This is a genomic window from Salinivibrio sp. HTSP (assembly GCF_003390965.1).
Lineage (GTDB): Bacteria > Pseudomonadota > Gammaproteobacteria > Enterobacterales > Vibrionaceae > Salinivibrio > Salinivibrio kushneri.
This window is the reverse complement of record NZ_PXUD01000065.1, coordinates 1-26,364: the sequence shown is the minus strand read 5'-3', so window position 1 is coordinate 26,364 and position 26,364 is coordinate 1. Positions and strand designations below refer to the sequence as shown.

26 protein-coding genes and 1 pseudogene are annotated in these 26,364 nt (G+C 50.7%); 23 read left to right on the top strand and 4 right to left on the bottom strand.

Features of this window, described 5'->3' with window-relative positions; genetic code table 11:
* Positions 1–139: 139 nt before the first annotated feature.
* Genes gyrB through dnaA form a run of 4 tightly spaced genes read right to left on the bottom strand, consistent with a single transcriptional unit; the run spans position 140 to position 6,159 of the window.
* Positions 140–2,557 (bottom strand): DNA topoisomerase (ATP-hydrolyzing) subunit B, encoded by a 2,418-nt coding sequence (gene gyrB / locus C7A19_RS12250; RefSeq protein ID WP_077523122.1) that lies wholly within the window; start codon positions 2,555–2,557, stop codon positions 140–142.
* 18 nt (positions 2,558–2,575) lie between these two features.
* On the bottom strand, positions 2,576–3,655 hold the full coding sequence (recF, locus tag C7A19_RS12245) for a DNA replication/repair protein RecF (protein ID WP_069362317.1): 1,080 nt from the start codon (positions 3,653–3,655) through the stop codon (positions 2,576–2,578).
* A gap of 3 nt (positions 3,656–3,658) precedes the next feature.
* Positions 3,659–4,759, bottom strand: coding sequence for a DNA polymerase III subunit beta (dnaN, locus tag C7A19_RS12240; protein ID WP_077458594.1), 1,101 nt, complete (start codon positions 4,757–4,759; stop codon positions 3,659–3,661).
* A 2-nt stretch (positions 4,760–4,761) separates the two neighbouring features.
* The gene (gene dnaA / locus C7A19_RS12235; RefSeq protein ID WP_046074846.1) at positions 4,762–6,159 is read right to left on the bottom strand and encodes a chromosomal replication initiator protein DnaA; all 1,398 of its coding nucleotides are present in this window, start codon (positions 6,157–6,159) and stop codon (positions 4,762–4,764) included.
* A gap of 443 nt (positions 6,160–6,602) precedes the next feature.
* On the opposite strand from dnaA, the pseudogene C7A19_RS12230 reads away from it, so the two are divergent.
* The 23 genes and pseudogenes from C7A19_RS12230 to C7A19_RS12120 all read left to right on the top strand — a co-directional run.
* Positions 6,603–7,280 (top strand): annotated as a pseudogene (locus C7A19_RS12230) (amino acid ABC transporter substrate-binding protein); the annotation flags it as partial.
* Positions 7,281–7,338: 58 nt separating this feature from the next.
* On the top strand, positions 7,339–8,010 hold the full coding sequence (locus C7A19_RS12225; RefSeq protein ID WP_069362320.1) for an amino acid ABC transporter permease: 672 nt from the start codon (positions 7,339–7,341) through the stop codon (positions 8,008–8,010).
* Complete coding sequence (locus C7A19_RS12220) at positions 8,007–8,753, top strand: amino acid ABC transporter ATP-binding protein (RefSeq protein ID WP_116645009.1); 747 nt, start codon at positions 8,007–8,009, stop codon at positions 8,751–8,753. The genes C7A19_RS12225 and C7A19_RS12220 overlap by 4 nt, the downstream gene beginning before the upstream one ends.
* 208 nt (positions 8,754–8,961) lie before the next feature.
* On the top strand, positions 8,962–9,096 hold the full coding sequence (gene rpmH, locus C7A19_RS12215; RefSeq protein WP_025672864.1) for a 50S ribosomal protein L34: 135 nt from the start codon (positions 8,962–8,964) through the stop codon (positions 9,094–9,096).
* A gap of 13 nt (positions 9,097–9,109) precedes the next feature.
* Positions 9,110–9,481: a ribonuclease P protein component gene (gene rnpA / locus C7A19_RS12210; protein ID WP_046074850.1), complete on the top strand. Its 372-nt coding sequence runs from the start codon at positions 9,110–9,112 to the stop codon at positions 9,479–9,481.
* Positions 9,433–9,693, top strand: coding sequence for a membrane protein insertion efficiency factor YidD (gene yidD, locus C7A19_RS12205; RefSeq protein ID WP_077456636.1), 261 nt, complete (start codon positions 9,433–9,435; stop codon positions 9,691–9,693). The genes rnpA and yidD overlap by 49 nt, the downstream gene beginning before the upstream one ends.
* Before the next feature lie 2 nt (positions 9,694–9,695).
* Positions 9,696–11,309 carry a membrane protein insertase YidC gene (gene yidC / locus C7A19_RS12200; protein ID WP_116645008.1) on the top strand — a complete coding sequence of 538 codons (1,614 nt, stop codon included), beginning with the start codon at positions 9,696–9,698 and terminating at the stop codon, positions 11,307–11,309.
* A gap of 98 nt (positions 11,310–11,407) precedes the next feature.
* On the top strand, positions 11,408–12,772 hold the full coding sequence (gene mnmE, locus C7A19_RS12195; RefSeq protein WP_069362323.1) for a tRNA uridine-5-carboxymethylaminomethyl(34) synthesis GTPase MnmE: 1,365 nt from the start codon (positions 11,408–11,410) through the stop codon (positions 12,770–12,772).
* Between the two features lie 150 nt (positions 12,773–12,922).
* Entirely contained in the window at positions 12,923–14,023 is a 1,101-nt protein-coding gene (locus C7A19_RS12190; protein WP_116645007.1) for a GGDEF domain-containing protein, read from the top strand.
* A 66-nt stretch (positions 14,024–14,089) separates the two neighbouring features.
* On the top strand, positions 14,090–14,542 hold the full coding sequence (gene mioC / locus C7A19_RS12185) for an FMN-binding protein MioC (RefSeq protein ID WP_069362325.1): 453 nt from the start codon (positions 14,090–14,092) through the stop codon (positions 14,540–14,542).
* Between the two features lie 393 nt (positions 14,543–14,935).
* Positions 14,936–16,825, top strand: coding sequence for a tRNA uridine-5-carboxymethylaminomethyl(34) synthesis enzyme MnmG (mnmG, locus tag C7A19_RS12180; RefSeq protein ID WP_116645014.1), 1,890 nt, complete (start codon positions 14,936–14,938; stop codon positions 16,823–16,825).
* Positions 16,826–17,452 carry a 16S rRNA (guanine(527)-N(7))-methyltransferase RsmG gene (gene rsmG / locus C7A19_RS12175; protein ID WP_116645006.1) on the top strand — a complete coding sequence of 209 codons (627 nt, stop codon included), beginning with the start codon at positions 16,826–16,828 and terminating at the stop codon, positions 17,450–17,452.
* Between the two features lie 13 nt (positions 17,453–17,465).
* Positions 17,466–18,263, top strand: coding sequence for a ParA family protein (locus C7A19_RS12170; protein WP_069362328.1), 798 nt, complete (start codon positions 17,466–17,468; stop codon positions 18,261–18,263).
* A gap of 8 nt (positions 18,264–18,271) precedes the next feature.
* Positions 18,272–19,162 (top strand): ParB/RepB/Spo0J family partition protein, encoded by an 891-nt coding sequence (locus C7A19_RS12165; RefSeq protein ID WP_116645005.1) that lies wholly within the window; start codon positions 18,272–18,274, stop codon positions 19,160–19,162.
* A 180-nt stretch (positions 19,163–19,342) separates the two neighbouring features.
* The gene (locus C7A19_RS12160; RefSeq protein WP_069362330.1) at positions 19,343–19,732 is read left to right on the top strand and encodes a F0F1 ATP synthase subunit I; all 390 of its coding nucleotides are present in this window, start codon (positions 19,343–19,345) and stop codon (positions 19,730–19,732) included.
* A gap of 8 nt (positions 19,733–19,740) precedes the next feature.
* A complete protein-coding gene (atpB, locus tag C7A19_RS12155; protein ID WP_046074858.1) occupies positions 19,741–20,529 on the top strand; it encodes a F0F1 ATP synthase subunit A in 789 nt (262 codons plus the stop codon).
* 71 nt (positions 20,530–20,600) lie between these two features.
* Complete coding sequence (gene atpE, locus C7A19_RS12150; RefSeq protein ID WP_025672872.1) at positions 20,601–20,852, top strand: F0F1 ATP synthase subunit C; 252 nt, start codon at positions 20,601–20,603, stop codon at positions 20,850–20,852.
* 52 nt (positions 20,853–20,904) lie between these two features.
* A complete protein-coding gene (atpF, locus tag C7A19_RS12145; RefSeq protein ID WP_046074859.1) occupies positions 20,905–21,375 on the top strand; it encodes a F0F1 ATP synthase subunit B in 471 nt (156 codons plus the stop codon).
* 15 nt (positions 21,376–21,390) lie between these two features.
* Entirely contained in the window at positions 21,391–21,924 is a 534-nt protein-coding gene (gene atpH / locus C7A19_RS12140) for a F0F1 ATP synthase subunit delta (RefSeq protein WP_116645004.1), read from the top strand.
* A gap of 16 nt (positions 21,925–21,940) precedes the next feature.
* Complete coding sequence (gene atpA / locus C7A19_RS12135; RefSeq protein WP_069362332.1) at positions 21,941–23,482, top strand: F0F1 ATP synthase subunit alpha; 1,542 nt, start codon at positions 21,941–21,943, stop codon at positions 23,480–23,482.
* A gap of 46 nt (positions 23,483–23,528) precedes the next feature.
* Entirely contained in the window at positions 23,529–24,395 is an 867-nt protein-coding gene (gene atpG, locus C7A19_RS12130; RefSeq protein WP_077458596.1) for a F0F1 ATP synthase subunit gamma, read from the top strand.
* 36 nt (positions 24,396–24,431) lie between these two features.
* On the top strand, positions 24,432–25,835 hold the full coding sequence (gene atpD / locus C7A19_RS12125) for a F0F1 ATP synthase subunit beta (RefSeq protein ID WP_102505475.1): 1,404 nt from the start codon (positions 24,432–24,434) through the stop codon (positions 25,833–25,835).
* A gap of 19 nt (positions 25,836–25,854) precedes the next feature.
* Positions 25,855–26,277, top strand: a complete 423-nt coding sequence (locus C7A19_RS12120) for a F0F1 ATP synthase subunit epsilon (RefSeq protein WP_102505474.1) — start codon at positions 25,855–25,857, stop codon at positions 26,275–26,277.
* Positions 26,278–26,364: the final 87 nt, after the last annotated feature.

The following is a 26,364-nucleotide window of genomic DNA, read 5'->3' as shown; positions in this document are numbered from 1 at the left end:
GTTAAGAGAATGACGAGATTACTCGTGCCAAAAACAACTGTATATATAAACAGTTATGTATTGCGATTTGCCTCGCAAATAGATATGAAAAAGGCCAGCAATGCTGGCCTTAATTGTTGATAAACAGTTGATTTATCGGTTATACGTCGAGGTTTTCTACTTTCAGCGCATTATTTTCGATAAACGCACGGCGTGGCTCAACTTGATCACCCATCAAGGTGGTAAACAGCTCGTCGGCCGCTACCGCATCCTGAATCGTCACCTGCATCATACGACGGCCCTCTGGATCCATGGTGGTTTCCCAAAGCTGCTCTGGGTTCATCTCTCCCAAACCTTTGTAGCGCTGACGCGATACCCCACGGGTTGACTCTTTAATCAACCAGTTGAGCGCTTGCTCAAAGCTCTCTACGGCTTGGGTACGCTCACCGCGCTTGACATACGCCCCTTCATCCAAGAGATCATTCAAGGTCTCTGACAAACTGGCGATTCGGCCGTACTCTTTCGAGTTCAGGAAGTCATAGCTCACCAAGTACTTGTAATCAACACCATGAGTCCGCACCACCAGCTCTGGTACCCATACTTGGTGCTCTTCATCGAGTCGGCACGATGCCTGATACTGGCTTTCTCCCGTCGACTTACGATTCAAAATCTCAACGATGTTTTCTACCCATTGCTTAGCGGCCCACTCGTCGCGTAGGTCGTCGACTGACAAGCGAGGTTGATAAAGTAGCTCATTAAGCAGCGCGGCGGGATAGCGACGCTTCATACGCTGGATCAGCTTGAGTACACCGTTGTACTCTTTCACCAACTTCTCGAGTGACTCGCCGTGCATCGCTGGCGCATCTGGGTTCACGAACAATGACGCGTTTTCCAACGCCAATGCCACCTGATACTGCTCCATCGCCTCATCATCTTTGATGTATTGCTCTTGCTTGCCCTTTTTCACTTTATAAAGCGGTGGCTGAGCAATATAGATGTAGCCACGCTCAATCAACTCTGGCATTTGGCGATAGAAGAAGGTCAGCAGCAAGGTACGAATATGCGAGCCGTCGACATCCGCATCGGTCATGATAATAATGCTGTGGTAACGCAATTTATCCGGATCGTACTCTTCGCGGCCAATCCCGCACCCCATTGCCGTGATCAGTGTCGCCACTTCTTGCGAGGACAACATCTTATCAAAACGGGCTTTCTCGACGTTGAGGATCTTACCTTTCAAAGGCAAGATCGCTTGGTTCTTACGGTTACGCCCTTGCTTGGCTGAGCCGCCCGCCGAGTCACCCTCCACAATGTAGAGTTCGGATAACGCCGGATCTTTTTCTTGGCAGTCGGCAAGCTTGCCGGGAAGGCCAGCTAAATCCAACGCGCCTTTACGACGCGTCATTTCACGTGCTTTGCGTGCCGCATCACGCGCTCGGGCCGCGTCAATGATCTTGGTACATACCACTTTCGCATCAGCCGGATGCTCAATCAGAAAGTCTGATAAGTGGCTGCTCATGGCGGATTCAACCGCCGACTTCACTTCTGATGACACCAACTTGTCTTTGGTCTGGCTAGAAAACTTAGGATCCGGCACTTTTACCGAGACCACCGCGGTCAAGCCTTCACGGGCATCATCGCCAGACGTCGCGGCTTTGGCCTTTTTAGAGTAGCCTTCTTTATCCATGAAGCTGTTGAGCGTGCGCGTCAATGCCGCGCGGAAGCCGGCCAGGTGCGTACCGCCATCGCGCTGCGGAATATTGTTGGTAAAGCAATAAATATTCTCTTGATAGCCATCATTCCACTGCATCGCCACTTCGACACTCACTCCGTCTTCACGGGTGTGTTCAAAGTGGAAGACTGATGGGTGAATGGAGGTCTTCTTGTTGTTGAGGTGTTCAACAAACGCGCGGATCCCGCCTTCGTATCTAAAGTGATCCGCTTTGTCTTCTTCGCGCTCGTCAATCAGCTTAATGGAGACACCCGAATTAAGGAAAGACAACTCACGCAAGCGCTTGGCAAGCACGTCATAGTTAAAGTTAATATCAGAGAACGTCTCTTCACTTGGCCAGAAACGAATACGAGTACCGGTTTGTTCGGTCTCCCCCATTTCAGCCAACGGCCCCAACGGTTCGCCGTGTGCAAAGTTAAGCTGGTGAACATGGCCATTACGCCAAATGGTCAACTCGAGTTTTTCTGACAAGGCGTTGACCACCGACACCCCCACTCCGTGAAGGCCGCCAGATACTTTGTAAGAGTTGTCATCAAACTTACCGCCAGCGTGAAGGACGGTCATGATCACTTGTGCAGCCGATACACCTTCTTCCTCATGAATATCGACCGGAATACCACGACCATCGTCGCGAACCGATACCGAGCCATCCTCGTGGATGGTCGCCACGATATCATTACAATGTCCGGCCAGTGCTTCATCGATCGAGTTATCGACCACCTCAAACACCATGTGGTGCAGGCCGGTACCATCGTCGGTATCGCCGATATACATTCCCGGACGCTTACGCACGGCATCCAAGCCCTTCAGTACCTTGATACTCGATGAATCGTATTCGTTGGACATTGAGTTACTCTCGCTTATTTATCCTGCGTTAATTTTGCCATGTTCCACATGAAACATCTTACTATTTTCGTCGCAAATTTCCGCGACTTGATCGGCACTAATGGCGCTAACAAAAACCTGAGCCCCGATACGGGTCAGCTCACTGGCCAAGAGTGCTCGCCGGCGACTGTCTAATTCGGAAGCAAAGTCATCGATTAAGTAGATACAAGCGATACCTTGCTCCTCGCTATATAACTGGCCTTGTGCCAGCCGAAGTGCACACACCATGAGTTTTAACTGGCCGCGCGATAGCACATCATCGACTGGGGTACCTGCCACCTTGATACGCAAGTCGGCTTTATGCGGCCCTGACACCGTGTATCCCATCTGCTGGTCGCGCTCAAAGTTCGCCGCCAACAATGCCTGATAGTCGGCACCTCGCTCCCATCCTTGGTAAAAGCGAAACTGGATGGAAAACTCGGGGAGAAAGGCTTGGCACAATGCGGTCGCTCGCGCGGCCACCGCATCAACGTATGCTTGACGCCATGCGCTGATTTGCTCGGCAAGGCGTGCTAGTTCCGTATCCCATACTTGAATATCGCCATAGTGGCGCGCTGTTTTCAACGCGGCGTTGCGTTGCTTCGTCAGGCGTTTTACGCGCGTCCACGCTTCAAAAAATCCTGGCTCAGAATGAAACACCCCCCAATCGATAAACGCACGACGAAACTTGGGGCCATCGGTTAACAACTCGAACCCTTCCGGGGTGATCAATTGCAATGGCAGCACTTTGGCCAGGGCCACCAGCTTTTGCCCTTTTTCTTGACCAATTTTAACATCTGCACTGCCATCTCGGCGCTTTTGAATCCCGACCGGAAGCAAGATCCCATCTTGCGTTTTTACGCGACCATGTACCGTAAGATGAGGTTGCTGATGACGTATCACTCGGCTATTAAGCGCGCTGCGAAAAGAGCGCCCATGACCGAGAAAGTGAATGGCTTCCAAGACACTGGTTTTACCACTGCCATTGGGGCCAATTAAAAAGTTAAAGCCTGACGACAATGCAATATCGCAGGCTTCAATATTTCGAAAGTCGTGAACGACCAGTCGTGATAGCGCCATAACCTAGAGGCGAATTGGCATCACAACATACATGGCGTCTTCGCGATCGCAGTCCTCAATCAAGGTACTGCCCACCGCGTCTGTCATCGAAAAACGCACCTTGTCACAACGTAAAACATTGAGCACATCGAGCACGTAACTGACATTAAAACCGATTTCAATTGGCTCACCTTGATAGTCGACTTCCAAAAACTCTTCCGCTTCTTCTTGCTCGGGGTTATTGGCAGAGATACGCAGCTCGCTATCTTCAATATTCATTCGTACGCCGCGAAATTTCTCGTTCGATAATACCGCCGCCAATGACAGCGCTTGTTTTAACTCCGCGCAATTGACTTCCAACGTACGAGAGGTTGATTGCGGCAACACACGGCGATAGTCAGGGAAACGCCCATCCACCAATTTAGAGGTAAAAGTCACGTTACCCACCACCGCACGAATATTGGACGCGCCAATTTGGATATTCACCGGGTGCTCGCTGTCATCGAGCAAACGCGCCAACTCACTGACGCCTTTACGTGGCACAATCACTTGTTGTGCGGGCAACCCCTCTTCCATGGATAAATGGCATACCGCCATCCGGTGACCGTCCGTCCCGACCGTACGCAATGTGTGCCCGTCCGTTTCGAACAAAAGCCCATTAAGGTAATAGCGCACATCTTGATTTGCCATCGAAAACTGGGTGGCGTCAATCAGGTGACCCAGCTTGCTTTGCGGCACTTGTAAGCTCACTTCGGCATGCCAGTCTTCGATGTTGGGATAATCTGAAGCCGGTAAGGTCGATAAGGTAAAGCGGCTTCGCCCTGCGCGTACCACCACGCGGTCGCCTTCTTGCGCCACTGTGATACGGGCTTCGCTATGTAAGCCTTTGATGATATCCATAAACTTACGCGAGGGCACAGTGATAGCGCCATCAAGATGCTCACTGTCTAGCGGCGCGGTGGCATTGAGCTCAACCTCCATATCGGTCGCCGTCAGCTTAAGTTGCTGCTCCGCCACTTCAATTAATAGGTTACTTAAAATCGGCAAGGTGCTACGCCCGCCTAACGCCCCAGAGACTTGCTGAAGCGGTTGAAGTAATTGCTCACGCGTAAGAGTAAATTTCATAATTAGGACGACAATGTTCGAATCAGGTTAGAGTAATCTTCTTTAATGTCGTGACTTTCTTCACGCAGTTGCTCAATCTTACGACAAGCATGCAGTACTGTAGTGTGGTCACGACCGCCAAATGCATCACCAATTTCCGGTAAGCTGTGGTTAGTCAGCTCTTTCGCTAACGCCATCGCCATCTGTCGAGGTCGCGCCACCGAGCGAGACCGACGCTTGGATAACAAGTCTGCCATCTTGATTTTATAATATTCAGCCACGGTTTTCTGGATATTATCGATGGTGACCAATTTTTCTTGCAAGGCGAGCAGATCGCGCAGGGCTTCACGTACGAAATCGATGGTGATCGCTCGCCCGGTAAAGTTGGCATTAGCGATCACCCGGTTAAGCGCCCCTTCCAGTTCACGCACGTTTGAGCGCAGACGCTTTGCGATAAAGAAAGCCACCTCATCAGGTAAACGAATGGCATGGTCTTCCGCTTTTTTCATCAAAATAGCCACGCGGGTTTCCAGCTCAGGCGGCTCAATCGCCACGGTCAGGCCCCAACCAAATCGCGATTTTAAGCGATCCTCGACCCCGTTTATCTCTTTAGGATAGCGGTCGGAGGTGAGAATGATCTGCTGGTTACCCTCGAGCAACGCATTAAAGGTATGGAAGAATTCTTCTTGTGAGCGTTCTTTGTTGGCAAAAAATTGAATGTCATCGATCAACAATGCATCGACACTGCGGTAATAACGCTTAAATTCTTCAATCGCATTGTTTTGTAGCGCTTTGACCATATCTTGCACAAAGCGCTCTGAGTGCATGTACACCACACGCGCATCCGCTTTGCGATCAGAAATGGCATTCCCCACCGCATGCAATAAGTGCGTTTTACCTAAACCCGTGCCGCCATATAGAAAAAGCGGGTTGTAGGCAGCACCCGGATTGTCTGAGACCTGACGTGCGGCCGCCAAGGCTAACTGGTTAGATTTACCCTCAACAAAGTTATTGAACTTGTGTTTGGGGTTGACGTTGGAGCGATGATTAACATCCGATTGCACCGGCGACGGGGCAGGCTCCCACACGCGTCCTTGCGGCGGCGCGGGCGCGGCTTGTTGCGGCGCGGGCGCAGCGGCAGGACCGGCAGGTGCCGCTTGCGGCGTCGCGGCAACCGGTTTGCTCCCCACCTCAAAGCGCAGCATGGGTACGTCGACACCACAAAACTCGTTCAGCAATTGGTTAATTTGATGCAGATACTTATCTCGCACCCAATCAAGCACAAAACGGTTTGGGGCAAAGAGGGTCAACGTATTGTCATTGAGCTCGGCCTGAAGTGGCCGTACCCACATACTGAATTCTGTCGCAGGTAAATCATCTTGAAGACGTTCAAGACACTGCAACCAAAGCGATGATGACACGTTTGACTCCACGCAGTTGTACCGAAAAGAGAAAGGCTTCAATGGTACTCCTGTCGCGTCCAGATCGCTACCCACACGATCCCGAAATCAGTGAATAAGATCCGAGTTATTCACATAGATCCCACAGAAATACGCGAGATCGCCACAACAAACCCATGTTTTACTCACAAGAACAGGATCAGATTGGCCAATGATCCTGTTCTTTCCTTGTGCATAATCTTGAGCAATATCGGGGTTATCCCCTGTTTTACGCGAAAAATGCGGTGCATAAGTTATGACTCATAACAAGAAGGTATTTCTCGCGAGCCGCTGCCACCCTCTATATTACGCACCTTATCAATATCGATGTGGTTACTACGGAGCTTTTCATGACTAAATGGTTCATCAACGCCTTGCTCAGCGTGAGCATGATTCTCACTGCCCCCGCCTTTGCTTCTGAAACAGTAAAAGTGGGCATGTCTGGCCGCTACTTTCCGTTTACCTTTGTTAAACAAGACCAGCTGCAAGGCTTTGAGGTTGATTTGTGGGATGAGATTGGCGCGCGCAACGACTACGATGTTGAGTATGTCACCGCTAACTTCTCAGGACTGTTTGGTCTGTTACAAACCGGCCGTATCGACACCATTTCAAACCAAATCACCATCACCGATGAGCGCCAGGCGAAGTACCTGTTCACTGACCCGTATGTGGTGGACGGCGCACAAATCACGGTTCGTAAAGGCAATGATGCCATTAACGCGGTCGCCGATCTGAAAGGCAAAACCGTGGCCGTTAACTTAGGCTCGAACTTTGAGCAGCTACTACGTGAACATTCAGCCGCTGATGACATCAACATCAAAACCTATGAAACCGGGATTGAACACGATGTGGCCCTGGGCCGTGCCGACGCCTTTATTATGGATCGCCTCTCCGCACTACAATTGATCAAAGAGTCAGGTCTGCCTCTACAATTAGCAGGACAACCTTTTGAAACCATTGCCAATGCATGGCCGTTTGTCGACTCAGAGCGTGGTCAACGCTTACGTGATGAAGTCAATGCTGCGCTAAACGCGATGCGTGAGGACGGCACCTTGGCGGATATCTCAACCAAATGGTTTGGTGGCGACGTCACTAAAAAGTAAGTGTTTACTTTCATTTAATAAGCCCGCGTTGGCGGGCTTTTTTGTTTAAAGGTCAATCATGGCGTTCGATTTTGATTACATGGCCTCCTTGTTTCCCCTGCTACTGCGTTATTTGGGGATTACCATGGAGATGGCTGTACTGGGCCTCATCTTCGCGCTCGCCCTCGCCGTGGCGATTGCACTGATCCGCGTGTTTCGCATTCCTTTACTCAATGGCTTAGCGCAAGTGTTTATCAGCTTCTTCCGCGGCACGCCATTATTGGTGCAGCTGTTTTTGCTTTATTATGGCCTCCCTCAGGTGATCCCCGCCTTGGTAGGGATGGAAGCCTTTACCGCCGCTGTCATCGGTATCAGCCTGCACTTTTCTGCCTATATGGCCGAGTCAATCCGCGCCGCCATTACCGGCGTGGATCGTAGTCAGATGGAAGCCAGTCTGGCGGTGGGCATGACCACCCGCCAAGCGATGCAACGCATCATCTTGCCACAAGCGGTACGTATCGCCCTGCCATCGCTGATGAACTACTTCATCGATATGATTAAAGCCACGTCACTCGCCTTTACCCTCGGGGTCGCGGAAATCATGGCACAGGCGCAAATGGAAGCGTCATCCAGCTTCAAGTTCTTTGAAGCTTACTTAGCGGTGGCACTCATCTATTGGGCGGTGGTCGTAGCATTAACGCGCGTTCAATATTGGGCTGAGGCACACCTTAATAAGGCGTATCAACGATGATAAAGATAGAAAAGCTCAAAAAAATCTATCAAGGAGTGGCGGTGCTTGACGGCATCGACCTCACTATCGACCGAGGCGAAATAGTTTGCATTATTGGCCCTAGCGGCACCGGCAAGTCCACCTTGTTGCGTTGCATTAACTTTCTCGAGCGCGCCGAGCAAGGGATCATCAAAATCGGGGAACAAGGCGTTGATAGCGGCAACATGGCCACCCGTAAGCAGGATATTCTGGCGTTGCGGCGTCAAACCGGCTTTGTTTTCCAAAATTATGCGTTATTTGCTCACCTCAATGCCCGTGACAACATTGCCGAAGGGCTACGCACCGTTAAGGGATGGGCGAGAGACAAAGCCCGTGAGCGTGCCCAGCAAATCCTCGATGATATTGGCCTTGGCGATAAAGGAGATCATTACCCGGCCTCTTTATCCGGTGGACAACAGCAACGGGTTGGCATCGGCCGGGCGATGGCGCTGGAGGCTGAGCTGCTGCTGTTTGATGAACCCACGTCTGCCCTAGATCCAGAATGGGTTGGCGAAGTCTTGGCATTGATGAAAAAGCTCGCGACTCGCCACCAAACCATGCTGGTGGTCACCCATGAGATGCAGTTTGCTCGCGATGTGGCGGATCGGGTGGTGTTTATGAACGACGGCCACATTATTGCCCAAGGGACACCGAATTGGTTATTTAACCAATGCGACGATCCTCGTTTGCATAAGTTTTTGAATCAAGTCGGGATCACCCCCTAGTCGCCGATCGCTTGGGATCGATCCTTGCGATCTGTGCCTAAGCGCTTATAATTCACCGCCCGGAGTGGCGTCGGTTAGTGATTGACTAATCGTTAGTCAATGGCTACAATCCGCCCTCTTTGTTGAGAGGCGTCGGAGACAAGCCTAGTGCTACCCTCCCACGTCGGGTTAACAAACCTAACACTGATCAGTAATAAAGGTAGAAACCATGAAACGCACTTTTCAACCTTCAGTTCTAAAGCGTAAGCGCACTCACGGTTTCCGTGCGCGCATGGCGACTAAGAACGGCCGTAAGGTCATTGCCGCTCGCCGTGCGAAAGGCCGCAAGCAGCTTTCTAAATAATCCGCAGTGATTTGTGAATAAGCTCGCTTATCCTCGGGAGTTACGTCTGCTAACTCCCGAACATTTCAGTGCCGTCTTCCAGCAACCGCATCGCGCAGGTTCGCCGCACTTAACTATACTCGCCAGAAATAATCCACTCGGCCATCCACGTCTCGGTCAAGCTGTACCGAAAAAGCAAATCAAACTTGCTGTTGATCGCAACCGCTTTAAACGTGTGGTCCGCGAAAGCTTTCGTTTACGTCAACATCAACTGCCGGCGAAAGACTTTGTGGTGATCGCGAAAAAAAGTGCCAACAATCTGAGCAATCAAGCGCTACGAGACGAATTGGACAAGTTATGGCAACGTTTGTCGCGACCGCCGCGCAAAAAGCGCTCATCGCGCTGATTCGGGGATACCAACTGGTCATCAGTCCATTAATTGGACCACGATGCCGGTTTACACCAACCTGCTCTCACTACGCCATCATGGCGATTCAATCCCATGGTGTGATAAAAGGGTGTTGGTTGGCAGGCAAACGTCTATTAAAATGCCACCCTTTGAATGATGGCGGCTACGATCCTGTACCGCCTTGCGACCACCATAACAGAGACAATTAACAATGGATTCCCAACGCAATATCCTGTTGATTGCCCTATTGTTCGTTTCTTTCATGCTCTACATGGAATGGAACAAACCAGATTCCCCGCAACCGCAGGGACAGGGCGTTGAGCAGCAGCAAACCACTCACAGTGACGTGCCAAGCAGCAATGACGGTGATACCACGTCTCTTGATGCACAGCCTGTCTCTGACAAGCTTGTCACCATCAACACTGACGTTTTAACACTGAAAATTGATACGCAAGGCGGTGATGTTGTCCACGCCGAGCTCCCGCAATATGATGCCGAGCTGGATTCTGACAATGCCTTCACGCTGTTGCACAGCAAACCTGATCATACCTTTGTGGCACAAAGCGGCTTAATTGGTGCGGACGGCATCGATACGGCTGAGGGTCGCGCACAATACCAGGTGACGCAAAACAACTTCTCGCTCTCAGACGATCAAGACACCTTACGAGTGCCAATGACGGTTGAGAAAGATGGCATTACCTATACCAAAACCTTCGTGTTTGAGCGTGGTAGCTATGCGGTGGATGTTGAACACACTATCAACAACCAAACCGACAACAATGCCAGTGTCACCATGTATACCCAGCTAAAGCAAAACTTGCTGGACGATGGCGGCAGCTTGACCATGCCAACCTATCGCGGTAGCGCCTACTCCACTGACGACAAGCGTTACGAGAAATACAGCTTTGATGATATGCAAAGCAAAAACCTGAACGTGACGTTTAACCAAGGTTGGGCCGCGATGATCCAGCACTACTTTGCCACCGCGTGGATCCCACGGGCGGACAATAATGTGCTGAGCACCCGTACCACGGCGCAATACGGTTATATCCAAACCAAGACTCGCGATACCATTGCCGCTGGCACCAGCAAGACGCTGACAGCCACCTTATGGGTAGGCCCTAAACTGCAAGAGCAAATGGCCGCGGTGGCACCAAGCTTGGATTTGGTGGTCGACTACGGCTGGCTATGGTTTATCGCTAAACCGCTGCACTGGTTGCTCTCCACCATTCAAACCTTTGTGGGAAACTGGGGTCTGGCCATCATCATGCTAACCTTCATCGTGCGTGGCGCCATGTACCCGCTCACTAAAGCGCAGTACACCTCAATGGCCAAGATGCGCATGCTACAGCCTAAGCTGCAAGAGATGAAAGAGCGTATCGGTGACGATCGTCAGCGCATGAGCCAAGAGATGATGGAGCTCTATAAGCGTGAGAAGGTCAATCCACTTGGGGGCTGTTTACCGCTTGTCCTACAAATGCCGATTTTCATTGCTTTGTACTGGGCGTTGATGGAATCGGTAGAATTGCGTCATGCGCCGTTCTTTGGCTGGATTCAAGACTTGTCGGCACAAGACCCATACTATGTGCTACCGCTGTTGATGGGCGCATCCATGTTCTTGATTCAGAAGATGAGCCCGACCACTGTCACCGATCCGATGCAGCAGAAGATCATGACCTTTATGCCTGTGGTCTTTACGTTCTTCTTCTTGTTCTTCCCATCTGGCCTGGTTCTATACTGGCTGGTATCGAACGTGGTCACGCTTATCCAACAGACCTTGATTTACAAGTCGTTGGAGAAAAAAGGCCTGCATTCACGCTCGTAACTCAGGCCGTGTCACGTAATAATGAAAAGGCGACCCGGCGGTCGCCTTTTTGTCGTTTATGGCCTTCGGGCCTGTTATTGAATTAAAGAGTGTGCATTATGGCTCAAACCGACACAATTGTGGCGCAAGCCACTGCAACAGGCCGCGGCGGCGTGGGGATTGTCCGCGTGTCTGGCCCGCTCGCCCATGAAATTGGTACAAAAATGACGGGGCGCGAGTTAGTGCCACGTCGTGCGGATTATTTGCCCTTTCTCGATCAGGAAGGTCAACCTATCGATCAGGGCATTGCCTTATTCTTTAAAGGCCCTCACTCGTTCACAGGCGAGGATGTGCTTGAACTTCAAGGCCATGGTGGCCCCGTGATCATGGACATGCTTATTCAGCGTATCAGTGCCTTTTCTGGGGTGCGTGCCGCACGACCCGGTGAGTTCTCCGAGCGCGCGTTTTTAAACGACAAACTGGATTTAGCCCAAGCTGAAGCCATTGCCGACTTGATTGATGCCAGCTCCGAGCAAGCCGCCCGCTCGGCCTTACAATCGCTACAAGGTGCCTTCTCTAGTCAGGTGAATACGCTGGTGGAAAAAGTGATTCACCTGCGTATTTACGTTGAAGCGGCGATCGACTTTCCCGATGAAGAAATTGACTTTCTCTCTGATGGCAAGGTTGCCAGCGACCTTAACCATATTATCGAGCACCTTGCCACACTGCGTAAAGAAGCCAACCAAGGGGCAATCATGCGTGAGGGAATGAAAGTGGTGATCGCAGGCCGCCCCAACGCCGGCAAATCAAGCCTATTAAACGCCTTGTCAGGAAAAGATAGCGCGATTGTCACGGATATCGCCGGTACCACGCGGGATGTCTTGCGTGAGCACATACATATTGACGGTATGCCGTTGCACATTATTGATACCGCCGGACTGCGCGATACCGCTGATGAAGTCGAACGGATTGGTGTCGAGCGGGCGTGGGATGAAATCGCGCAAGCTGACCGCGTGTTGTTTATGGTTGATGGCACCACTACTGACGCGACCCACCCTGCAGAGATCTGGCCAGATTTCGTCTCCCGTTTACCCGAAGCCATGGGCATGACAGTGATCCGCAATAAAGCGGATATGACCGACGAACCAATGGGACACGATAATACCCATGATCCCGCACTCATCCGCTTAAGTGCCAAAACCGGTGAAGGGATGGATGCACTACGTCAGCACCTCAAAGCTTGTATGGGTTACGCGGGGGGCAGTGAAGGCGGTTTTATGGCGCGTCGCCGTCACCTCGACGCACTTGCCAATGCCGCGCATCACTTAGACATCGGCCAAGCGCAGCTCGAAGGCTATATGGCTGGCGAGATTTTAGCAGAAGAATTGCGCCTTACTCAGCAACACCTCAATACCATCACCGGTGAGTTCAGTGCCGATGATTTGCTCGGGAAAATCTTTTCATCATTTTGTATCGGTAAATAATTATCCCCAACCTGATCACGGGATCCTTCCACTAAGGATCCCTTGTAATGCCTAGCCTGATCGCCTTTATCCTCACTGTTCGATCCTAAGTTATCCACGTAGTTTTCACCATGATCAGCTACGCTTTAACCAGGTGTGGATGGAGGTAGTATGCTTGCAAGTTTTAATCCGATCTTATCGATAGGCCTGAGTGAACATAATCAACTGATGCGGCATCAGATCCGTATGACCAATCTACTCACGGTGATTTGCGTGGTCGGCACGCTCATTTTCTCCACCATGTACTGGCTTGCTTTCCAACTCCCTATCGCGGCTTGGCATAACGTCGGTTACGCCTTTTTGTACGCGGCAACTTGGCTGGTGATGTGGTCAGGACGCTGGTATATCGCCCGGTACTATCTTTTTTTTATATTTTTTGCCCAGCAGTTCATCATGTCTTACTGGGTGTTTGCGGCGCAAAGCCAAAACGAACTCTTGTTACTGGTCTCACCCACTATCGTGTTATTGCTGTTTGATCCCAATGAGCGTTTGGCGCGCTACGGGTTGTCACTGACAGCCATCGGCTTAATGTTTTCCATCCAGGTGTTACCCACGCCCGACCCCTTGGTGAATCTTTCCAGCCTAAATAGCAAAACGATTTACCTCAGCATCGTTCTGATATTTATTGCCTTGTCAGTGATATTAATGGACTTCTATCTCCATGATCTCTACACCCTCAACCGGCAGGCACGGCAGTACATTCAGCGTGAGCCCTTAGCGCAAACTTGGAATGCCACCCAGTTTTATCGCCAGTTGAGCACAGAATGCCAATCATCAACCGATAAACCTATCGCTATCCTTTGTATTAATATTGACCACTTTCAGTCTTTTAATATGCAACAGGGTCACCATATTGGCGATCAAAGCTTACAATTCCTTGCTGGCTTACTGGATCGTCACCTACCACACGATGCGCTACTGAGCCGCACTCACGCTGATCAATTTTTGGTCATGCTAAAAGAAAATGATTGCGCCGATGCGCCAAAATGGGCGGTTAAATGTCATCACGCCATTGAAGAGACACCATTTACTTTTCATGGCGGTGCTCATGCATTCACCGCCTCGATAGGCATCGTTCAACACTTTTCCGGGAACGCTAAAGCGATCAGCTTGATTGACCAAGCCTGCCAAGCCATGACGGAGGCGAAGCAAGCAGGGGGCAATCAATGTGTCTGCCAACTTAGCCAAATGACGGTTAGCCAAGCGGTTTAAGCGGTGATTGACTCCTTGCAATAAGGCCGAAATACTAGGGACGACAACCTTAACGACGAGGAACGTATGGCAACTATCACCATTATTACCGGTAGCACCTTAGGCGGCGCTGAATACGTTGGCGATCACCTCTCTGATCTTTTACAAGCCAAAGGCCACCAGACTCACGTGATCAATGAAGGGATCATAGACGATGTACTCAGTGCCAGCACCTTACTTGTTATTACCTCAACCCATGGCGCCGGCGACTTTCCAGACAGCATCGCGCCTTTGATGGAACAATTACTCGCCGAGCGCCCGATGCTGCGTGATGTTCACTATGGCGTGGTGGGGATTGGTGACTCGAGTTATGACACCTTTTGTGAAGCCGGGATGAAGGCCGATGCGCTACTGCAAGATTTAGGCGCGATCAAAATCGGCGAGCGGATTGATATCGACATTCAAGCACATCCGGTCCCTGAAGATGAAGCTGAGCGTTGGTTAGCGGACTGGGAACCGCTTCTCCATACGATTAACTGAACAAAAAACACCCAACCAGGCTGTGGATAACTAAGGAATAACCCAGTGATCTTCCTTTAGTTATCCATTTAATACTTTTTACCCTCCCTACCCTATGTGGATAACTACCTATTTTGATCCCAGGTGATACAGGATCGGATCCAAGGCCACCCACAAAAAGTGATCGTTGTAAGATCTTTGATCTCAATGATCTTTTTTGAGTTATCCACTAAGATCCCTTTCCCTAATAGTAGATCTAATAAAAGATCTATATAAAGATCTTATATATATAAAGCCAATGCGCTTTAACGATCCGGATCAAGGTTTGGTTCCCTGTTGGCAGAAAAAGCGCTAGAATGTCGCCCCTTTTGCTTAGTTCATGCGCAAACACTTAACCAGGTTGAGGCTTTAATCATGTTTTACCAGGATCACTTTGACGTCATCGTTGTGGGTGGTGGCCATGCTGGTACCGAAGCGGCGCTGGCCGCCGCACGGATGAATCAACGAACACTATTGTTGACCCACAACATCGACACCTTGGGACAGATGTCGTGTAACCCTGCCATTGGTGGGATCGGGAAAGGACACCTGGTAAAAGAAATTGATGCCTTGGGTGGTGCCATGGCGCAAGCCATTGACAAAGGCGGGATCCAATTTAGAACATTGAATGCGTCTAAAGGCCCGGCCGTACGAGCCACCCGTGCCCAAGCTGATCGTGCGTTGTACAAAGCGGCGATCCGCCACACCTTAGAAAATACACCGAACCTTTCTTTGTTCCAGCAAGCCGTGGTGGATCTGATCGTCGAGCAGGATCGTGTCACTGGCGTAGAAACAGAAATGGGGTTGAAGTTCAGCGCGACCACAGTGGTGCTCACTGTCGGAACCTTTTTGGGTGGGAAAATCCATATCGGTATGGATAATTACTCAGGAGGCCGTGCGGGCGATCCTCCATCGAATAAACTGGCTGATCGTTTGCGTGCGTTACCCTTCCGTGTAGACCGACTGAAAACCGGTACTCCCCCACGCATTGACGCACGCTCGGTCGATTTTTCAGTGATGCAAACCCAACATGGTGATACCCCTTGTCCGGTATTTTCATTTATGGGGAATGTCCACCAGCATCCGGAACAAATCCCGTGCTATATCACCTATACCAACGAAAAAACCCATGACGTTATCCGCGAAAACCTCTCTCGCAGCCCAATGTATGAGGGAGTTATCGAGGGGATAGGTCCACGTTATTGCCCGTCAATTGAAGATAAAGTGATGCGGTTTGCTGACAAAGATAAACACCAGATCTTTGTTGAACCAGAAGGGTTGACCAGCAACGAGTTGTATCCCAACGGCATCTCCACCAGCTTACCCTTTGACGTACAAATGGGCATTATTCAATCGATCAAAGGGTTTGAAAACGCCAAAGTGATCCGCCCTGGCTATGCGATCGAGTACGATTTCTTTGATCCACGCGATCTCAAGCAGACCCTAGAAACTAAATTCATCGATGGCTTGTTCTTCGCGGGGCAAATTAACGGCACCACCGGTTATGAAGAAGCCGGTGCACAAGGTTTGATTGCCGGGTGTAATGCCGCGTTGCAAGCGCAAGGCAAAGAGGGCTGGAGTCCGCGCCGCGATCAAGCCTACATGGGTGTATTGATCGACGATCTCTCCACTATGGGTACCCAAGAGCCTTACCGTATGTTCACTTCTCGCGCGGAGTACCGCTTGTTGCTGCGTGAAGATAACGCCGATATGCGTTTGACCGAAAAAGGGCGCGAGCTTGGTCTGGTCGACGACGCTCGCTGGGCACGTTTTAACCAGAAAATGGAAAACATGGAACAAGAGCGTCAGCGTCTGCGTGGTACGTGGATCCATCCACACTCGGACGATGTCACTGCACTTAACGCCATGTTAAAAACACCGTTAGCGCGTGAAGCCAATGGCGAAGATTTGCTGCGTCGTCCCGAGCTGCGTTATCACGATATTGTGTCTTTGCCGACATTTGGTCCGGCGCATGATGATGCACAAGCGAGTGAGCAAGTTGAAATCCAAGTAAAATATGCCGGTTACATCGACCGTCAGCAGGATGAAATCGCCAAGTCGCAACGTCATGAACACACGGCACTGCCCACTGACCTTGATTACGAGCAAATCAAAGGCTTGTCTAATGAAGTGAAAGGAAAGCTTGCCGATGCACGCCCGGAAACCGTCGGCAAAGCGTCTCGCATTTCTGGCGTGACTCCCGCGGCGATCTCCATTTTGCTCGTGCACTTGAAAAAGCAAGGCATGCTGAAGAAAGGGGCATAAATGGAATCACAATTAACGCAAGGGCTTGCCAAGGCAGGCCTGGCTTTGTCGTCACAACAACAGGCGCAGCTTCTCGCGTATGTGCGCCTGTTAGACAAATGGAACAAAGCGTACAACCTGACATCGGTCCGTCGTCCGGAAGACATGGTGGTGAAACATATTCTCGATAGTTTGGTTGTTTCGCCCCATCTTGACGGCGATCATTTTATCGATGTAGGGACAGGTCCAGGATTACCAGGTATTCCTCTGGCTATCGCGAATCCGGATAAACACTTCACCTTGCTAGACAGTTTAGGCAAACGGATTCGTTTTATTCGCCAAGTGTTGCACGAACTCGAGATAGACAATGTCACGCCGGTGCAAAGCCGTGTCGAGGATTTTACTCCCGATGATGGCTTTGATGGCGTATTGAGCCGGGCGTTTGCGTCGATGAACGATATGGTGAGCTGGTGTCAGCATCTTCCTCATGCTGAGGGATATTTTTACGCGCTGAAAGGGCAAGTGGACCAGCAGGAGCTGGATGCCTTGCCTGCTGCTTGTTCTGTGACCGATATCAAAGCTTTGAAGGTACCGGGATTGGAAGGGGCGCGTCATCTAGTAATCTTGAGAGCAAAGAGTAACGAATAGAGGTCGAGAGCACGTGGGTAAAGTTATCGCGGTAGCAAACCAGAAAGGCGGCGTGGGGAAAACCACCACCAGTGTCAACCTTGCAGCGTCACTGGCTGCCACTAATCGTAAGGTGCTACTGATTGATTTAGACCCACAAGGTAACGCGACCATGGCCAGTGGGGTGGACAAATACGATGTGCATGCCACCGCCTACGATCTCTTAATTGAAGACACACCGTTTGAGCAAGTTGTGGTGGACGATACGGCAGGCAGCTATCACCTGATCGCCGCCAATGGCGACGTGACTGCGGCAGAAATTAAGCTGATGGAAGTGTTCGCTCGCGAAGTGCGCCTGCGCACCATGCTGGAGCCTGTGGTGGACCGTTATGATTATATTTTTATCGACTGCCCACCATCGCTTAACTTGCTGACGATTAACGCAATGACCGCTGCCAACTCTGTGTTGGTTCCTATGCAGTGTGAGTACTTTGCCCTAGAGGGATTAACCGCATTGATGGATACCATCAGCAAGCTGGCCAGTGTGGTCAACGCTGAGCTTCACGTGGAAGGGGTGCTGCGCACCATGTACGATCCGCGTAACCGATTAGCGACCGAAGTATCGGATCAGATCAAAAAACACTTCGGTGATAAGGTGTATCGTACGGTGATTCCTCGCAACGTGCGGCTTGCGGAAGCGCCAAGTCATGGCCGACCTGCCATGTACTACGACAAATTATCGAGCGGTGCCAAAGCCTACCTCGCCCTTGCGGGTGAAATCTTGCGTCGCGAAGAGCAAGCACGCTCCTCGCCTGACGCTGTCAATGCCTGAGGAAAACAATGAATTCAGCGAAACGCGGTCTTGGAAAGGGCCTGGATGCCTTGTTGGCGACCAGTGCACATGCACAGTCATCCACCCAAGCTTCCCCTGAGTCCACCAATACGAGTAACAGCGAATTACAGCAGTTGCCCGTTACTGCGTTGGATCCCGGTCAGTATCAGCCACGTCAAGATATGGCTGAAGAGGCACTGGAAGAATTAACCGAGTCCATCCGCTCGCAAGGTATTATTCAGCCTTTGGTGGTCCGTCAAGTGGCAGCCGGGCGCTATGAAATCATTGCCGGTGAGCGTCGCTGGCGCGCCGCTAAGCAAGCAGGGCTTAACAATGTGCCCTGCTTGGTGCGCGAGATGAGCGATAAGGTCGCCAGTGCGGTGGCCTTGATTGAGAACATTCAGCGCGAAAACCTCAATGCGATGGAAGAAGCCCAGGCATTGGCGCGCTTAGTTGATGAATTTGAGCTGACTCACCAACAGTTGGCTGAGTCACTCGGTAAATCCCGGACCACCATTAGTAACCTACTGAGGTTGAATGGGTTGGAATCGGGGGTGCGGCAGCTGCTGCTTAACAAACAACTCGAGATGGGTCACGCACGTGCCCTGCTGGCGTTAGAAGGCGACGCACAAATCGATGCGGCGCTGACCGCCGTCAACAAAAAGATGACGGTTCGCCAGATAGAAAAACTAGTAAAAAAGATGCTTTCGCCGCCTGTTGAGACGGAAAAGCCTAAATCGTCACCTGAGGTTGAAGCGCTCCAGCAGCGTTTAGGGGACAAATTAGGGGCCAGCGTCGCATTAACACAACAGAAAAACGGCAGTGGGAAATTGGTGATTAATTTTGAAGAATCCGAAAAATTAGCGCAAATTCTTGCAATTTTCGACGAAGAAATGTGACCTATGCCATTCGCTTTTTGTTACATAAAAGCGCTTACTGTGATCAGGTTACTCTGTTGTAAAATTTTCCCCGCTTTTTTACATCGATGCGATTGCATTAGTTGGGGCGAAACGTATAATTTTTGCTGTTTTCCCAGCACGGCAACAGTGCTAAGTGGAACGGAATCGAGGAACAAATACATGGTATCGACGCTCGCGCGGCCGGGTCGTGAAATCGCGACAAAATTGGTGCTTTTGCAAGCTGGCGTCGTATTAGCAACGGCAATCGTGATGGCACTTGCTATCAATGTCGACTGGGGAAAATCCGCGCTGATCGGTGGAGGCATCTTTGTGGTTGCCAATGCTGCGTTTGCGGCGTGTGCTTTCCTTTTTAGTGGGGCCAGAGCGGCGAAATTCGTGGTGGCGTCCTTCTTTAGCGGTGAAGTGTTGAAAATTTCACTGACTGTCGTCTTGTTTGTCCTTGCTTACCTGTATGTCGAGGTGGAATTGCTTCCCCTCAAACTGGCCTATTTGCTGGCATTAGGGATTAATATCCTCGCGCCAGTTTTATTCATTAACAACAACAAATAGGATGAGTTATGGCTGCGTCAGGTGATGCGCTTACACCGTCTGGCTATATCACTCACCACCTGACACACTTGTCAAGCGGTGAGGGGTTTTGGGCGGTTCACATTGATAGCCTGTTTTTCTCTGTCCTCATCGGTATTGTCTTCCTAGGCCTTTTCCGATCGGTGGCAAAGAAAGCATCGACAGGTGTCCCGGGTAAGTTTCAGTGCTTCGTTGAGATCTTGGTTGAGTTCGTTGATGACAACGTCCGCGAAACCTTCCATGGACGAAACCCACTGATCGCACCTTTGGCCCTGACTATCTTCGTCTGGATATTCTTGATGAATACGATGGACTTAATTCCTATCGATTTTCTACCGTATCCGGCGGAACATTGGTTAGGCATTCCTTACTTGAAAGTGGTGCCAACTGCAGACGTAAATATCACCCTTGCGATGGCGCTGGGCGTGTTCTTCTTGATGATTTTCTACAGCATCAAGATCAAAGGTGTGAGTGGCTTTGCCAAAGAGCTGGCGCTACACCCGTTCAATCACCCTATCATGATTCCGTTCAACCTCCTGTTGGAGATAGTCTCGCTGTTGGCGAAGCCTATTTCTCTCGGGATGCGTCTGTTCGGTAACATGTTTGCCGGTGAGGTGGTATTTATTCTTATCGCGGCCTTGTTGCCGTGGTGGGCGCAATGGCTGGGCTCTGTGCCGTGGGCAATCTTCCACATTCTAGTCATTACGATTCAAGCCTTTGTCTTTATGATGTTGACCATCGTGTATCTCTCGCAGGCACACGAAGACTCAGATCATTGATGACATTTTTTTAGAAAGCAATTTGTTAGTCATTATTGGCTCAAAGCCGACAACGAAAACTGGAGATAGTGATGGAAACTTTATTGAGCTTTTCTGCAATTGCCGTGGGCATCATTGTAGGTCTTGCTTCCCTTGGTACTGCGATTGGTTTCGCCCTGCTGGGTGGTAAATTCCTTGAAGGTGCAGCACGTCAACCTGAGATGGCTCCTATGCTGCAAGTTAAGATGTTCATCATCGCGGGTCTTCTCGATGCGGTTCCAATGATCGGTATCGTAATTGCACTGCTGTTCACGTTCGCGAACCCATTCGTAGGTCAACTGTAAACTGGCTAATAGCTGAACAGACCCTTTAGCTTATGATTAAGGAGGCGCCGTTGTGAATATCAACGCAACTCTGCTAGGCCAGGCAATCGCGTTCACTATCTTTGTGTGGTTCTGCATGAAATATGTATGGCCACCATTGATGCAAGCGATTGAAGAGCGTCAGAAAAAAATCGCTGACGGTCTCGCGGCGGCTGATCGCGCCGCCAAAGACCTGGATTTGGCCCAGGCGAATGCTTCTGATCAATTGAAAGAAGCGAAGCGCAACGCAACTGACATTATCGAGCAGGCCAATAAGCGCAAAGCACAGATCCTCGATGAGGCACGTGCTGAAGCGGCTGCTGAGCGCGACAATATCCTCAATCAGGGTAAAGCCGAGCTAGAAGCCGAGCGTAACCGTGCTCGCGATGAGCTGCGTAAGCAAGTTGCATCGCTCGCTGTTATTGGTGCCGAGAAAATTATTGAGCGCTCTATTGATGAGAACGCTCATAAAGATCTTCTCGATAAAATCACTGCAGAACTGTAACAAGGAGGGGCAGCAATGTCTGAACTGACAACACTCGCTCGCCCCTACGCGAAAGCAGCCTTTGATTTTGCGGTAGAAAAAGGCGAGTTAGCTCAATGGGCTGAAATGCTCGCCTTTACTGCTGAGATTGCCCGTGATGAACGTGTTCAACATATATTGGATGCCTCTTTCTCTGCCGACACATTGGCAGAGATGTTCATCACAGTTGGCGGTGATCAGCTCAATGATTTTGGTCAAAACCTGATTAAGGTGATGGCTGAAAACAAGCGCTTAAAAGCTCTTCCTGAGGTTTGTGAGCAGTTCCTAGCGATGCGTTTGGAACTGGAAAAAGAAGTTGAAGTTCAAGTGATTTCAGCGACGGCTCTTTCTGAAGAGCAACAACAAGCCATCAGTGACAAGCTCGCCGCGCGTCTTGAGCGCAAAGTAAAGCTGAACTGTAGTGTAGACGAAACCCTGGTTGCCGGGGTTATTATTCGAGCTGGAGACTTGGTCATCGATAACTCAGTAAGTGGCCGTATGCGCCGCCTGAGCGATGCATTGCAGTCTTGATTTGGGGAATTGGAGCATGCAACTTAATTCCACGGAAATTAGCGATTTGATCAAACAACGCATCGAGAAATTCGACGTTGTGAGTGAAGCGCGCAACGAAGGTACCATCGTGTCAGTCAGCGACGGTATCATTCGTATTCACGGCCTTGCTGATGCGATGCAAGGTGAAATGATTGAACTGCCTGGCAACCGCTATGCACTAGCATTGAACCTTGAGCGTGACTCAGTCGGTGCGGTTGTCATGGGTCCATACTCGGACCTGCAAGAAGGCATGAAGGTAACGGGTACGGGTCGTATCCTCGAAGTACCCACTGGCCCTGAACTGTTGGGCCGCGTGGTGAACACTCTGGGTGAGCCGATTGATGGTAAAGGGCCTATCGAGGCCAAAACCACATCGCCAGTCGAAGTGATTGCGCCAGGTGTTATTGCACGTCAATCGGTTGATCAGCCTGTACAAACGGGCTATAAAGCGGTCGACTCGATGATCCCTATCGGCCGAGGCCAGCGTGAGCTGATCATCGGTGACCGTCAAACCGGTAAAACCGCACTGGCTATCGATGCGATCATCAACCAGAAAGATTCTGGTATTTACTCTATCTACGTTGCGATCGGCCAAAAAGCATCGACCATTGCCAACGTGGTTCGCAAATTAGAAGAGCATGACGCACTGAAAAACACCATCGTGGTCGTGGCGTCGGCCTCTGAAGCGGCTGCCCTACAGTACCTCGCGCCTTACGCGGGTTGTGCAATGGGTGAGTACTTCCGTGACCGCGGTGAAGATGCACTGATTGTCTACGATGATTTGTCTAAGCAAGCCGTTGCTTACCGTCAGATCTCGCTATTGCTGCGTCGTCCACCAGGTCGTGAAGCCTTCCCAGGTGATGTTTTCTACTTGCACTCGCGCCTACTTGAGCGTGCGGCACGTGTTAACGCTCACTATGTCGAAGAGTTCACTCAAGGTGAAGTGAAAGGTCAAACCGGTTCGTTGACCGCCCTGCCTATCATTGAAACGCAAGCCGGTGACGTGTCGGCGTTCGTACCGACCAACGTTATCTCGATCACCGACGGTCAGATCTTCCTGCAAACCGAGCTGTTTAACGCAGGTATCCGCCCGGCGGTTGACCCAGGTATTTCGGTGTCGCGTGTGGGTGGCTCTGCACAAACCAAGATCATGAAAAAACTGTCAGGCGGTATTCGTACAGCTCTAGCACAGTATCGTGAGCTTGCCGCGTTTGCGCAGTTCTCTTCTGATCTGGATGACGCAACCAAGAAGCAATTGGATCACGGTCAGAAAGTGACCGAGCTGATGAAGCAGATGCAATACGCACCTATGTCTGTGTTCGAGCAGGCACTGGTGATCTTTGCGGCTGAAAAAGGCTACTTGGAAGATGTTGAGCTGAACAAGATCGGTGACTTTGAACGTTCCCTGCTGGCCTTTGCGAAGAGCCAGTACGCTGACCTGGCTGCTCAAATTGAAGAGTCTGGTGCTTACAACGATGACGTTGAAGCACAGCTGAAAAAGCTGTTGGATGACTTCAAAGCGACCCAGACTTGGTAACACGTAGGTGACCACTTCGGTGGTCGCCCACTAATGGAGAGTAACTATGGCCGGCGCAAAAGAGATTCGTAATAAGATCGGAAGTGTGAAAAACACACAGAAGATCACTAAAGCGATGGAAATGGTGGCAGCCTCCAAAATGCGTAAAACGCAAGAAGCCATGGAGTCGTCACGTCCATACGCTGTCACTATGCGCAAAGTGATCGGTCATCTTGCACTGGGTAACTTGGAGTACCGCCATCCGTATTTGGAAGAGCGGGAAGCCAAGCGCGTTGGTTACATCATCATTTCTACTGACCGCGGACTGTGTGGTGGCTTGAACATTAACTTGTTCAAAAGTGTCATCAACGATATGGAAAGCTGGAGCCAAAAAGGTGCCGAAATCGATATGGCACTAATTGGGGCGAAAGCCACCGCTTTCTTCAACAGTTATGGCGGCAATGTAGTGGCACAAACTGCTGGTCTGGGTGACACCCCAGTACTGGAAGACCTCATCGGTACCGTTGGGGTGATGCTGAAAAAATATGATGAAGGTGAGCTGGACCGCTTGTACCTGGTTTTCAACAAATTTGAAAACACCATGGTGCAGACCCCAGTGATCGATCAATTGCTGCCTTTGCCAAAGTCAGACGACGAGGAGATGCAGCGCAGCCACGCTTGGGATTATATCTATGAACCTGAGCCGAAACCGTTGCTCGATACCTTGTTGGTTCGCTATGCCGAATCGCAAGTGTATCAAGGTGTGGTAGAGAACCTCGCCAGTGAGCAAGCGGCACGTATGGTGGCAATGAAAGCTGCGACCGATAATGCGGGGAATCTGATTGATGATCTGCAGTTGGTCTACAACAAAGCCCGTCAGGCTGCGATCACCCAAGAGCTGTCAGAAATTGTTTCTGGCGCAAGTGCGGTGTAAAGGCAAGGGTTAACGAACTAGTTTAGAGGAATAACGATGGCTACAGGTAAGATCGTTCAGATCATCGGTGCGGTAGTCGACGTAGAGTTTCCACAAGACGCCGTACCTCAGGTATATGATGCGTTGAATGTGAAACGTGAAGGCGAGCGTCTGGTGCTGGAAGTTCAGCAGCAGCTTGGTGGTGGCGTTGTCCGTGCCATCGCAATGGGCTCATCTGATGGTCTGCGTCGTGGAATCGAAGTAGAAAATACAGGTAAAGCAATCGAAGTCCCTGTGGGTGAAGCCACACTGGGACGTATCGTCAACGTTTTGGGTGACGCGATTGATGAGCGTGGCGAGCTCGGTGAAAAAGAGCGTTACTCTATCCACCGTGAAGCGCCAAGCTATGAAGAGCAGTCAAGTGCGACCGAACTTTTGGAAACCGGTGTGAAGGTTATCGACCTGATTTGCCCGTTTGCGAAAGGCGGTAAAATCGGTCTGTTCGGTGGTGCGGGTGTTGGTAAGACCGTTAACATGATGGAGCTTATCAACAACATCGCATTGCAACACTCGGGTCTGTCTGTTTTCGCAGGTGTCGGTGAGCGTACTCGTGAGGGTAATGACTTCTACTACGAAATGCAGGAAGCCGGTGTTGTAAACATCGAGAACCCAGAAGAATCAAAAGTGGCCATGGTCTATGGTCAGATGAACGAGCCACCAGGCAACCGTCTGCGTGTTGCACTGACCGGCCTGACCATGGCGGAAAAATTCCGTGATGATGGCCGTGATGTACTGCTGTTCATCGATAACATCTATCGTTACACCCTTGCGGGTACCGAAGTATCCGCCCTGTTGGGTCGTATGCCATCAGCGGTAGGCTACCAGCCAACGCTGGCGGAAGAGATGGGTGTACTGCAAGAGCGTATTACCTCAACCCGTACTGGTTCTATCACCTCGGTACAGGCGGTTTACGTGCCTGCGGATGACTTGACTGACCCGTCACCTGCGACCACCTTTGCCCACTTGGATGCAACGGTTGTATTGTCACGTAACATCGCGTCTATGGGTATGTACCCAGCGATCGACCCATTGGACTCTACATCACGTATGTTGGATCCTCTGGTTGTTGGTCAAGACCACTATGATGTGGCGCGTGGCGTACAGTCTGTCCTTCAGCGTTATAAAGAGCTGAAAGACATCATTGCTATCCTGGGTATGGATGAGCTGTCTGAAGAAGATAAAATGACGGTTGCACGTGCACGTAAGATTGAGCGTTTCTTAACGCAGCCTTACCACGTCGCCGAAGTCTTCACCGGCCAGCCAGGTGTTTATGTTTCGCTGAAAGATACCATTGCAAGCTTCAAAGGCCTGCTAAGTGGTGAGTACGATGATATCCCAGAGCAGGCATTCCTGTACTGCGGTAGCATTGAAGAAGTGCTCGAAAAAGCGAAAAACCTGTAAGGCTTGAGTAGGAGGCGATATGGCAGCGATAACCTTCCATCTGGATGTGGTCAGTGCAGAGCGACAATTGTTCTCTGGTCGTGCTGAGCATATTCAGGTGACCGGTAGCGAAGGTGAACTGGGTATTCACGCAGGACACACACCGCTGCTGACCGCTATCACGCCTGGCATGGTTCGCATCGTCAAACAAGGCGGTAGCGAAGAGATTATTTATCTTTCTGGTGGCACGCTTGAAGTGCAGCCTAGCACAGTCACTGTGCTGGCTGACACCGCAATTCGTGGTGAAGAACTGGACCAAGCTAAGGCGGAAGAAGCGAAGCGCCGCGCTGAGGATAAAATCCACAATCAGCATAAAGACGTCGACTTTGCTCAAGCGGCCAGTGACCTGGCTAAGGCGATTGCGAAGCTTCGAGTGATCGAGCTGACCAAGCACAAGCGTTAATCAGGCACTTACGGTGAGAATAAAAGCGACGCTTCGGCGTCGCTTTTTTGTTTGCCCAGCGAAGCTGGCAAACCCGTCAGGTTGAAA